Source organism: Pseudonocardia wallangbongensis, from assembly GCF_054486945.1.
Genome location: NZ_JBRERS010000017.1, coordinates 34,080 through 45,142, shown reverse-complemented (window position 1 = coordinate 45,142; position 11,063 = coordinate 34,080). Strand labels below are relative to the sequence as shown.

Annotated in this window: 13 protein-coding genes; 11 read left to right on the top strand and 2 right to left on the bottom strand. The window is 70.2% G+C overall.

Features of this window, described 5'->3' with window-relative positions; translation table 11 throughout:
* Positions 1-47 precede the first annotated feature (47 nt).
* From ACU436_RS37935 to ACU436_RS37885, 11 genes are read left to right on the top strand one after another with little or no spacing between them, the layout of a single operon-like run.
* A complete protein-coding gene (locus ACU436_RS37935; protein ID WP_459031943.1) occupies positions 48-587 on the top strand; it encodes an SAF domain-containing protein in 540 nt (179 codons plus the stop codon).
* Positions 588-593: 6 nt separating this feature from the next.
* Positions 594-1,319 carry a hypothetical protein gene (locus ACU436_RS37930; protein WP_459031942.1) on the top strand — a complete coding sequence of 242 codons (726 nt, stop codon included), beginning with the start codon at positions 594-596 and terminating at the stop codon, positions 1,317-1,319.
* The gene (locus tag ACU436_RS37925) at positions 1,316-2,713 is read left to right on the top strand and encodes a CpaF family protein (RefSeq protein WP_459031941.1); all 1,398 of its coding nucleotides are present in this window, start codon (positions 1,316-1,318) and stop codon (positions 2,711-2,713) included. The genes ACU436_RS37930 and ACU436_RS37925 overlap by 4 nt, the downstream gene beginning before the upstream one ends.
* Complete coding sequence (locus tag ACU436_RS37920) at positions 2,710-3,585, top strand: type II secretion system F family protein (RefSeq protein ID WP_459031940.1); 876 nt, start codon at positions 2,710-2,712, stop codon at positions 3,583-3,585. Before ACU436_RS37925 ends, ACU436_RS37920 begins: the two co-directional genes overlap by 4 nt.
* Positions 3,585-4,457 carry a type II secretion system F family protein gene (locus ACU436_RS37915; RefSeq protein WP_459031939.1) on the top strand — a complete coding sequence of 291 codons (873 nt, stop codon included), beginning with the start codon at positions 3,585-3,587 and terminating at the stop codon, positions 4,455-4,457. Before ACU436_RS37920 ends, ACU436_RS37915 begins: the two co-directional genes overlap by 1 nt.
* A 15-nt stretch (positions 4,458-4,472) precedes the next feature.
* Positions 4,473-4,667 carry a hypothetical protein gene (locus ACU436_RS37910; protein ID WP_459031938.1) on the top strand — a complete coding sequence of 65 codons (195 nt, stop codon included), beginning with the start codon at positions 4,473-4,475 and terminating at the stop codon, positions 4,665-4,667.
* A 4-nt stretch (positions 4,668-4,671) separates the two neighbouring features.
* Positions 4,672-5,076 (top strand): TadE family protein, encoded by a 405-nt coding sequence (locus ACU436_RS37905; RefSeq protein ID WP_459031937.1) that lies wholly within the window; start codon positions 4,672-4,674, stop codon positions 5,074-5,076.
* Positions 5,073-5,510: a hypothetical protein gene (locus ACU436_RS37900; protein ID WP_459031936.1), complete on the top strand. Its 438-nt coding sequence runs from the start codon at positions 5,073-5,075 to the stop codon at positions 5,508-5,510. Before ACU436_RS37905 ends, ACU436_RS37900 begins: the two co-directional genes overlap by 4 nt.
* A complete protein-coding gene (locus ACU436_RS37895) occupies positions 5,507-5,926 on the top strand; it encodes a pilus assembly protein TadG-related protein (RefSeq protein WP_459031935.1) in 420 nt (139 codons plus the stop codon). Before ACU436_RS37900 ends, ACU436_RS37895 begins: the two co-directional genes overlap by 4 nt.
* The gene (locus ACU436_RS37890) at positions 5,923-9,072 is read left to right on the top strand and encodes a LysM peptidoglycan-binding domain-containing protein (RefSeq protein WP_459031934.1); all 3,150 of its coding nucleotides are present in this window, start codon (positions 5,923-5,925) and stop codon (positions 9,070-9,072) included. The genes ACU436_RS37895 and ACU436_RS37890 overlap by 4 nt, the downstream gene beginning before the upstream one ends.
* A complete protein-coding gene (locus ACU436_RS37885; RefSeq protein ID WP_459031933.1) occupies positions 9,069-9,665 on the top strand; it encodes a prepilin peptidase in 597 nt (198 codons plus the stop codon). The genes ACU436_RS37890 and ACU436_RS37885 overlap by 4 nt, the downstream gene beginning before the upstream one ends.
* Here ACU436_RS37885 and ACU436_RS37880 read toward each other — a convergent pair.
* Both ACU436_RS37880 and ACU436_RS37875 read right to left on the bottom strand, forming a co-directional pair.
* Positions 9,614-10,453 carry a hypothetical protein gene (locus ACU436_RS37880; protein WP_459031932.1) on the bottom strand — a complete coding sequence of 280 codons (840 nt, stop codon included), beginning with the start codon at positions 10,451-10,453 and terminating at the stop codon, positions 9,614-9,616. The genes ACU436_RS37885 and ACU436_RS37880 overlap by 52 nt on opposite strands.
* Positions 10,450-11,061: a hypothetical protein gene (locus ACU436_RS37875; protein WP_459031931.1), complete on the bottom strand. Its 612-nt coding sequence runs from the start codon at positions 11,059-11,061 to the stop codon at positions 10,450-10,452. Before ACU436_RS37875 ends, ACU436_RS37880 begins: the two co-directional genes overlap by 4 nt.
* Positions 11,062-11,063 lie beyond the last annotated feature (2 nt).

Below are 11,063 nucleotides of genomic sequence, written 5' to 3'. Positions count from 1 at the left end.
AATTTTCACGGCCTCGACTGCGGCGGCGCGGATCATCGCGCCTGCTCATGCTCGGCGTGCTGCTCGGCGTCATGGGTGCGCTTCTGGGCTGGTTCGCATTCCAACAAGCAACACGGCAAATCGCAGTGGTGGCACTGGCTCGGCCCGTGCCGTTCGGACAGGTGATCTCCAACTTGGACGTCCGGCCGGCCGCCTTGTCCGCAGGTTCCGATCTCAGCAGCGTCCGGTGGAGCGACGTGGACTCCGTGGTAGGCCGGACGGCGGCGACCGACCTGTTCGCCGGGCAGCCGCTTCCGCCGGACGCGTTGCGCGCCGAGCCAATCCCGGCTGACGGGGATGCCGTCATCGGGCTGGCCGTCGGTCCGGGCCAGCTCCCCACGACACCGTTGGCTGTCCGTGACGAGGTGCTCGTGGTCCAGCTCGACGAGGCCGGCTCCACCGTGCGTGCTGTCGTTCTGGCTGTTGGCGCGCCCGACCTATCCGGGCGGCGCACGGTCGACTTGCTCGTGCCGGAACGCATCGTCCCCTCGCTTGCGCGGGCCGCCGGTGACGACCGCACGGTGCTCGTCCTGGTCGCGAGGGGGTGAATCGCAATGTTGGTCACGCTCGTATCCGCGAAGAACAGTCCTGGAGTCACGACGGCCACACTCGCGCTGGCCGCGGAGTGGCCTCGTCCAGCGTTCGTGGTCGACGCCGACCCGTCCGGCGGCGACATGGCAGCCGGCTTGGGACGTGGCAGTTGGCCCTCGAGCTCCACCGTCATGGAGCTGGTCATCGAGGCACGTCACGAACCGGTCGAAGCTGTCCTGCGCCGCCTGGCCGTGTCGGTCGACCACGGGCCGGCAGTCCTCGCCGGGCTTGGCCAACCGGGTCAGGCGGCCGCCGTCCCGTGGTCCAGGCTCGCAGCCGGATTTCGCAATCTCGGCGACTCCGACGTCCTGTGCGACGGCGGCCGGTACCTGTCCGGTGACGGCATCGCACCGCTGCTGCAGGGAAGCGACCACGTCGTGATCGTCACGTGGTCCACATTGCCTGCGGTACGGTCCACGGCCCGGCTCGCCGCCCTCCTGCGGGAGGAGGTGCTACCCGAGCCAACCGCGATGTGGGTCCTCGTGGTCGCTCCTGGGCAGCCCTACTCTCCGATGGACATCGCGGCGGCCTGCAGAACGCCCCTTCTCGGTCGACTGCCATTCGACCCACGCGCTGCTCGCGTGTGGACAGAGGGGTACGAGCCCCGTCCTGGTTTCCGGCGCAGCGCGCTGCAGCGCGAGGCACACCGGCTCGCCCACGCCGCGCCCTCGATCCAGGTCACGGCATGACGAGCCAGCTGGCACAGCAGGTACCGATCCACCTGGATCGGACCGTCGTCGAGCGCATTCGGACAACCGTGTTGCGACGGTTGAGCGAGCATCCCCAGCGCGCCGCTCTCAGCGGATCCGACCAGCGCCAGCTGGTCCGGGGCTGGATCGAGGATGAGCTTGCCACTGAGACCCGCCGACGAATGACGGCCGGCAGCTCACCCCTGACAAGGCCGGACGAGGCGCGGGTGGTGCAGGCCGTTGAGAACTCGATCTGGGGGCTGGGACGCCTGCAGGAGCTGCTCGACCTGCCCGACGTCGAGGACATCCACATCACCGGCAACGAGGTTCCGTTGCTCCGCCTGCGCGACGGTTCGATCCGGCGAGCGCCCGAACCGGTTGCAGACTCGGACGACGACCTGATCGCGCAGCTGCAGTACGTCGCGGCGCACCACGGAGCGTCGGAGCGCGCATTCTCCTCGGCGCAGCCGATGCTCAACATGCAGCTGCCGGACGGGTCACGGCTGGCGGCGCTGCGCGACGTCGTCCCCCGGCCAACGGTCACGATCCGTTGCCATCGGCTGGTCGACGTGACACTCGACGATCTGCTGCACCGCGGGACGATCTCGGTCGGCATGGTTCGGTTCCTCCGCGCACTCGTCCCGGCCCGGCGCAACGTGCTGATCACAGGCCCGCCGTCGGTCGGGAAGACGACGCTGCTGCGCGCGCTCGCGCGAGAGATTGCACCAGATGAGCGGTTCGCGACGCTGGAGACGGAGTATGAGCTCGACCTGCACCGGCTGCCGAGGTCGCCATCGTTGCTGTACGCGATGCAAGCGCGACCGGGTTCGACCGAGACGGACGCAGCCACCGGAACCCGGGCCGGCGAGGTGTCGCTGTCACAGCTGCTGCACCAGACACTGCGGATGTCCGTCACGCGCATCGTCGTCGGCGAGGTCCGCGGCGAGGAGGCACTCCCGATGCTCAAGGCGATGACAGCCGGTATGCCGGGCTCGATGTGCACCCTGCACGCGAACTCCGCCACCGACGCTCTCGAGCGCCTCATCGTGGCGGCTCTCGAAGGCGCGGGACCCAACTGTTCGGACAGCTACATCACGCGCCTCCTCGCCGCCGGCATCGATTACGTCGTGCACATGCGGCACATGGCGCATCCGGTGTTCCCCGGGCGGCGGAGGTTCGTCACCGAGATCGTCGAGGTCACCGGCATGAACGAGGTGGGTTGCCTGACGACGAACCGCATCTTCGCGCCGTCGCCGGGCGGGGCGGATCCGCGAGGTCGGTTCCAGATGCTGCCGCAACGGCGGGACGCGTTCGATGAGGCGGGGGTGCCGCTGACGTTCCTCCACCAGCCGGGCATCGACCACTGGCCGGACGTTGCGGGACGGTCGTGGTGAGCGCCCTCGCGGCCGTCGCCGGCGCCCTTGCCCTGATCGGGGTGCTGCTGATTCTCGCCGGCCTGCCGACCCCCGTGGCGGCGCCCTCACTCTGGCGACGACGCATCGCTCTGGCTCTGGCCACGGTGCGGCCACGAGGACCGGACAAGGTCCGGAGGCGCGTTCGGCTGATGGCCTGGGCTGCGGCAGGAGTGGCGACTTGGGTGTTGACCGGTTGGCCGGTCGTCGGTGTCGCCGTGATGGCGGTAGGGCTCTGGGTACCCTGGCTTCTCGGCTCCGCATCGGTGGCTCAGGAACGCATTTCGCGCTCCGAGGCCCTGGAGGCGTGGTGTCGACGCATGGCCGACACCCTCGTCGGGGGCGGCGCGGTGGGGCTGGCACAGGCCATCCGGGTCACCGCGCCGCATGTCGATGAGCTCATCGCTCGACCTGTCGCGACCCTCGCGCACCGGATCGCGGACGAGGGGGCGGATCCGACAACCGCGATGCGGGAGTTCGCGGACTCGCTCGACGACCGCGACGGTGACGCCGTGGCGGCCGCTGTCATGCTCGCCCTGCACCAGCAGAGCGCCGGTGTCGCCCGTGTGCTGCGCCAGCTGGCCGACGGCGTGGCCCGAGATGTCCGAGCCCGCCGGGACATCGAGTCGGCGCGAGCCGAGTCCCGCCAGTCGATCAAGATGCTGCTGCTGATCCAGGCAGTGATGCTCGTGATGTTGGCGCTGGTGCCTTCGTTCGCCGCGCCGTACAGCGGTGTGACCGGACAGCTGGTCATGGCTGTGCTGCTGGCGGGAACGGTCGGTCTGCTCGTATGGATGCGGCGGATGGCGTTGGGGCGGCGCGCGCCACGGCTCCTCGGCGCGGAGGCACGCTGATGAACAGCGTTCTCGTCGTCGTTCTCCTCGCCGGTGGGGTGCTCGGAATCGGTGTCGCGCTGGGTGTGTCCGCCTTCGTGCGGGGGTGGCCGTTGCTCGGCGACGCCCTGGCCGCTCTCGACGAGCGCACGCCTGCAGCGCGGCTCGCGCGGAACCGGTGCGACCCGCTCGGACTGGCGCGCCGCCTGCCGGGACACGTGCCGACTGCCGACCTCACGTTGCTGGGGTGGACTTCGGAACGGTTCCTGCTCGGCCGGGTCAAGGCGGCCGCGTTGTACGGGGCGTCGGGGCCGGCGCTCGCTTCCGTGCTGGCCGCCCTCGACATCGGCATGCACGTCGTGGTTCCCGCCGGCTTCACGATCGCCGGCGTCGTCGTTGGCTGGAGCGCCTATGGCCGACAGGTCTCCGACCGCGCGGAAGCAGCACGGGAGGAGCTGCGCCACGCGCTCGTCGCTTACCTGCAGCAGGTGAGCCTGTTGCGACGGGGCGGCGCGGGTGTGGTGACTGCCCTGACCGTTCCCGCCCAGCTCCTGGCTGACGGCTGGGCGATGCGCAGGATCCGTGACGAGCTCGACGACGCGGCTCGCGCCGGGCATATGCCGTGGGAGGGCCTGCGGCGGCTCGGGGAGCGAGTCGAGATCGGTGAGCTGGCCGATCTCTCGACGATCGCCGCAACCGCAGGACAGGACGGCGGCGCCGTCATCGACACGTTGCTTGCTCGCGCGGACAGCCTGCAAGACGAGCTGCGCGCCGAGGAGCACGCGGAGGCGCATCGGGCCAGCGGACGGATGAGCACCCCTGGTGCATTGCAGGTCTTCCTGATCTCGGCCTGGGTCCTGTACCCGGCCGGTGTCGCACTGTTGACCATCTGAGGAGAGGACAACGCCATGTGGACCACCGCGAACCTGCACATCACGAACCTCGTGTTCTGGCTGCAACAGCGACTCGGACCGATCGACGAGCGCGGCGGTGGCCGCAACACCGACGAGGGCTTCCACATCTCCGGGGGCGCACTGGTCGCGGGCGCGATCGTCGCCGGTGTCAGCGCATTCGTGGCCAAGAAGCTCGGGGCCTTGGAATGACCTGATGGCGGCGCAGACGCTGTCGGTCGACGAGCCCGAGCGCGGCGGCTCGACCAGCGTGGAGATGGCCCTGCTGTGGCTCGCGATGCTCGTGATGATCATGGCAGTGGTCCAGGTGGCCCTGGTGTTCTACGCCGGCCAGCTCGCACTCACGGCGGCGGAGGACGGTCTCCGTGCCGGGCGGTACGTCAATGCGTCCTCCGTCGTCGAGGCTCGCCGTGACGCGGAAGCGTTCCTGCGACGCGCTGCCGGCACCAGCCTGCAGTCACCCTCGGTCGCGGCCGAGGTTGACCCAGCGACTGGATTGCTGCGCGTGCGCGTCAGTGGCGACGCCCTGTCGGTCGTGCCTGGTGTGTCGCTGCAAGTGACCAAGGAGGCGACAGGTGCGGTGGAGCGTGTGACGCCATGAACAGCCCCGTCAGCGGTGTGGAACGCGGCGGCGCGCCGGCGACCGAAGCGGCGATCCTGACCGTGATCGTCGGATTGCTGCTCGCGTTCACGACAGCGGCAGGGCGCGTGGCGGCGGCCGAATCAGCAGCTGACCAGGCGGCACGAGGGGCCGCGCGGATCGCGTCCGTGCAACGTGATCCGACGGCCGGCCAGGTCGCGGCGGAGGCGGAGACACGTCGCGTTCTCGATGGCCAAGGGATTGCCTGCGATCAGCTCGACGTGAGGGTCGAGCCGGATCCACCGTCGGCTCCGTTCGGCACGCAGGCCGTCGTGCGTGCGCGGGTGACATGCGCCGTCCGGTGGTCCGACGTCGGTATCCCCGGACTTCCCGGCAGTCACGACATCAATGCCGACTTCGTCAGCCCGATCGATCGCTACCGGGAGCGGACATGACCGCGGATCGCGGAGGCGGCTCGGTCAGCACACCGATGGCGATCAGCGTGCTGGCGATGATGCTGGTCGTCGGGTTCGCGATCGACGGGGTCCGCGCCGCACAAGGCGTCGCGCGGGCCGATGCACTCGCCGAGGAGGCCGCGCGCGCCGCTGGCCAGGAACTCGACCCGGCCGGTCTCGCACAGGGCGTCATCAGGGTCGACCCGGGGCCTGCTGCGGAGTCGGCTCGTCGATATCTCGATGCCGCGGGTGTCGAAGGCGACGTGGTGATCATCGCGCCCGACCGCATCCAGGTGGAGGTCACGGTGCGCCGCTCGGCCGTGCTGCTGGGGCTCGTTGGTCGGGACGAGTTCACCAGCCGCGGTTCCGCTGAGGCGATCCTCGTGCCCGTACTTCCGGAGGGCGGGTCTCCATGAGGGCCATCGGGCGAGTCGTCTCTTCGGTCTTCGCCGCTGTGGCGATCCTCGGAATCGTCGCGGGTGTCCCGGCTGTGCTCTGGATGGTTGCCCGGGTGGCGTTCGCCGTGGACTGGCCGGCCCCAGAGGATCTTCTGGCGCTCCTGGTCCGCCCCGACGACGGCCGGTTGCTGGTGGGTTTCCTTCTGCTCGTTGGTGCCGCGGCGTGGGCGCAGTTGACGTTGTCGCTGATCGCGGAGTTCGTCGGCGTCGTGCGGCACCGGCCGACGGTCCGGGTCGAGCTGCCCGGGCTCAGGCTGAGCCGGACGATCGCCGCGCTCCTCGTCGGGGCGCTGCTGTCGGTCGGGTCGGCAACCGCCTCCGCTGCGCCGGCCCCACTGTCCGCTGCTGCTTCGTTGCGCACCTCGCCGGATGGCGCGTCGGCCACCGCGTCGAGCGAGGGGCCCGAGTACGAGGTCCAGCCACGGGACACCCTCTGGCGGATCGCGGAGAAGGCCCTTGGCGATCCACTGCGCTGGCGGGAGATCTACACGCTCAATGCCGGCCGAGAGCAGCCCGACGGCGAAGAGCTCAGCGAGGCGTCGCTCCTACGGACCGGCTGGCGGCTGCAGCTTCCGGCCGACGCAGCTCTCGACGGCGAGATGGTCGTCGTCCGTCCTGGCGACACACTCAGCGGGATCGCCGCGGACCGGCTCGACTACCCCGGCCGCGCGGAGGAGCTGTTCGACGAGAACCGGGGCCGGCTCCAGCCGGACGGCCGGACGCTGTCCCGACCCGATCTCATCCTTCCTGGCTGGACCTTGGAGCTGCCCGAATCGACCCAATCAGACGCCGCAGCACCCACAACCCCCGACCCGGAGCGACGCCAGCCAGCCCGGGAGCGGCAGCCAGCCCCAACCCATGAGCAGCCTGCGCCTCCCGACCGGACGAGTCGGCGGCCCGCACCCGCGCCATCTCCACGCACGCCGCCCGACGAGCGCGCACCAGAAGTCGCGACCACCCAACCCGCGCTGCCGATGCGACCGGAACAGGACGCATCAAGACCAGATCGCGGAGCATCGCTTCCCACGCACGACGCAGGAGAGCAGGTCGGAGCCCCCGAGGCCGATTCGGATCACGACGTGGCCATGCCGACGATCGTCCTGGGCGCATCGTCGCTTGTCGTCGCGGGCGCCGTGGCCGCGTTGGCAGTACGGCGACGTCGCCAGTTGCGTGCCCGCCGGCCGTATCACCGGATCGCGGTGCCGAGCGACGAGGCCGGCTATGCCGAGTGGCTCGCCGCGGCTGCGGAACCGCTGGTCGATATCGCGTTCCTCGACGCAATCTTGCGAGGCCTCGCGCTGAATGACTGGACCGAGCTCGACCCGCCCCGACTGCGCACAGCGATGCTCGAGGCCGAGCGCGCGGTCGTGTCCCTGAGCTTCGACGTCGCGCTGCCGGAGCCGTTCGAGCCGCTCGGGCATGGGTCCTGGTCGGCTCCGGGCACCGCTGCCTTACCCGTCGCGCCGGACGAGTCCCGCGGGTACTGCGCGCCGTTCCCTGCGCTCGTCTCGGTCGCGACTGGCTTCGAAGAGCAAACGCTGTTCGTGGACCTCGAGGAACTCGGAGTCGCACACGTCACCGGCGGCCTCGGTCTCGCCACCGGTCTGCTCCGGCACGTGGCAGCGGAGCTGGCGAACAGTCCGTGGAGCGAGGACTGCGAGGTGCTGCTCGTCGGATTCGGGGCCGAGCTCATCCCGCTGAACCCGGAACGGTTGCGCGTGCTGCCGGACATCGCCGCGGGCCTGGCCGAGGTGCGCGCCCGTCTGCGTTCCGCGCGCGACACCATCGCGCAGGTCGAGGTCCCATCGCTTCTGCACGGCCGCCTCGGCGGCATCGCCCCCGATGCCTGGCTCCCGGTCGTGCTGCTGGCGACCGGTCCCGCGACCGACCAGGAACGGTCGGAGCTCGCCGACCTCGCATCCGAGATCGGCGGAGAGGAACGCGCGCCGGTCGCCGTCGTCACCGCCGGCGTCGCGCTCGCCGGCCACGAAGTACACGTCACCGACGGCAGTCAGCTGCTGATGGCCGACATCGGTGACGGGCCATGGTCCGCCGAGATCATGTCGGGAAGCACCGGTACTGGTCTGGCCGAGATCCTCGCGCCGACCACACAGCCCGACGAGCCGGCGGAACCGGCGGAAGGCGCCGAGCCGTGGGCGGAAGGGATGCAGGAAGACGGAACCCTTAGCGACCCGCCCAAGCAGGCGGCAACGTCGCCGGCGGACCCGGAAGCCGTCCGGCGCCTAGCGATCGTGGACCAACAGGACCCGTACCTCGACCAGGATCTCGATCGGTGGGCCACCCAGGGATCACCGGACGTACCGTTGATCGGCATCCTCGGCGAGCCGGTGGTGCGGGCGCCTGGCCAGTTCCCGTCGGTGCGGCCGAGCTGGTTCACCGAGGTGCTCGTCTACCTCAGCCTCCACCCGCTGGGGGTCACCATGCAGAAGGCGATGACCGACCTGTGGCCCGAGGGGCACAAGATCGACCCCGCCACCGTCCGGCACGCCTTCTACGGGGCACGCCGATGGGCCGGGCGCGGCCTGGACGGGGACCCGGAGCGCGCATACGTCAGCGACATGCAGAGCGACAGCACCTACCGGCTCCGCGGCCACCTCCTGGACTGGGATCTCTTCCGCCGCCTGCGCAAGCGAGCCCAGGCACGACACGCCGCCGCCCACGAGGGAGCCGCCGCCGACTACGAGCAGGCCCTTGGGTTGATCCGTGGTCCGGTCCTCAGCGCTCTGCGCCCAGGCGGCTATGCGTGGCTCAACAATCACGACCAACGCCACGACCTGCAGATCCCCGGCTTCCTCGTGGACGCTGCACACGAGCTCGTCGAGATCGCCCTGACAGCCGGCGACCTCGAACTCGCTCGGCGAACTGCCGAGACGGCCCGGGGCGTTGACGTCGACGTCGTCTTCGACCGTCCGTTGACCGATCTCATGCGCATCGCTCACGCGGAAGACCGACAAGGGGAGATGGAGCGCTACGCGGCGATCCTGCTCGATGCACGCGGCTTCGACGTCCCGGAGGAGCTTCCGCCCGAGACATTCGCCGTTCTTAACGAGTTGCTCCCACACGGTCCACGGCGACGGTCATGAACGAGCTGCCAGTCGCCATGACCGCCGCGGTCAGCGGAGCCGCACTCGCCCCAATCACGATCCGGCTCGTCGCGGCGACCCGAATCTCCGCTCGCCCCACCACCTCACCGGAGACGGTCGCGGTGACCGTACTTGTGGGTCTCCTCGTTGCGGTGTCCGGTAGCCCTGGGTTCGTGCCACTGATCGTCCTTGGCGTCGCGGCCGCCGTGGTCGATCTGGACGAGCGCCGGCTGCCCAACCCGCTGACTGGCACACTGGCGATGGGGGCAGCCCTCATCGCAATTGGCGCCGGGACCACAGCGGTCGGCCCGGCGATCGAGGCCAGCACGTGCATTCTCGCAGTCGCCCTCTTAGCCAAGTCGATCAACACCGATGTCCTGGGCTGGGGAGACGTCAAGCTCCTCCCGAGTCTGGCCGCGTCGCTGTCGACGTTGCATCCGCATGGCCTGTTCGTCGGACTGGTCTGCGCGATGGCTCTCCTGGCGATCACCGTTGTGCTGTTCACGGCCACCAGGGAACAACGGTATGGCGATCCAGTGCCTTACGGTCCCGCACTCGTCGTGGGGGCGTTCGCAGCTCCGCTGGTCGCCTGAGGCCCGAGTCCGCAGACGTGTCGCGATGCGACCACGTCACGTCCTCGTTTCTTGACCGCACCGGCAGCTGATCGATGTCCGGTTCGGCGCGGTGCCGGTGACGCCGTCGCCCTCGGCGCCGCGGAAGGGGCGGCCGATGGCGAGTCCGGTGGAGCGACGACGAGCGGGGCGTCCAGGTCGATCCCGGCGAACCGGCCGCGGATGGCGGCGTCGGTGCGTCGGTTCAGGCCACGCAGGCTCCGGGCGACGGCCCGGGCGCGCGGCGATTGTGAATCAAGGTTCTCAACGAACGCCGCCAGGTCAACCTGCCGCGGCAGTTTCGGCACGCGGGATGGTTTATCCGTCACCGCCCACGCCACCAGGTCGGAGACCGGCTGGGTCAGCAGGTGCTGACGCAGGGCGTTCGCGATCGGCTCGTTGGGCACGAGCCCGCCGACCGGACCGATGCCCGGCACGTGCCCGACGATCGCCCACTCGCTGCGTCCGGTCGGGGCGAGTGAGACCACGTCCGCCTGGCGCGGTCCTTGTTCAACCATCTCGCGCGCAGACTTGTACGTGGCGACGTCGATGGTGCGGGGCAGCTCTCCCGCAGGCGTCGCCCGGTCCGCCCCGACTGCCTCATCGAATGCGGCGTGGCCACCCGCGATGTCGCGGGTGGCGGCCTCCCGCTCGGGCCTCTGTGCGGCGCGCCGGTGGCGGGCGAGCGCATCGGCGAGGAAGGTCGCGATGTGCGCGAGCTGGTACAGCTCGTAGCTCGGCAGTGTCATCAATGGATAGTCCGCGGTCATGACATCCATGCCCTTCCGAGACGTGGAGCGCGCACCGGAGCGCGAGTCGGATCAGATCGCGGCGGCGACGCGACCCGTCGGGGTCGGCGATCCGCAGGTAGCGCCTGGGCCGCCCGTTCGAAGACGGACCGCCGGGCCGCATCCGGATCGGGATCCGGCAAGGCGGATGCGGCGAGAGCCTCGGCGTCGGCGAAAGCGCGTTTCGTCGAGGCGAACGCGCCGAGGTCCCGGACGTCGAAGACCACCCGCTCGAGCTGAATGCGCAGCGTGGACGCTCGTCCGGTCGGCCGCAGCATCTGCCCCGACGCCGGCGGCGCGCCGCGAGCATCGATCAGTACGGCGGCCTCTGCGCTACCGCGATCGTCCTGCGCGGCGGGCGGTACCCGAGGGCGGCCGGACTCCCGCGGAAGTCTCAGGGCATCGTGGCTGAATCGTCGCCAGGTAGCCGCGAACCGCGCAGCGGTTGGCCGATCGTGGATGTACATCAGCATCCGGCCGATCCGCACGCTCACCGCAGCCTCCGGGGTGCTGGCGTGATGGGCGACGACGGCGAAGTCCTGGACGCCGTGCAGCGTGAGCACGACCCCGACGAACTGCCGCTCGTGCACCG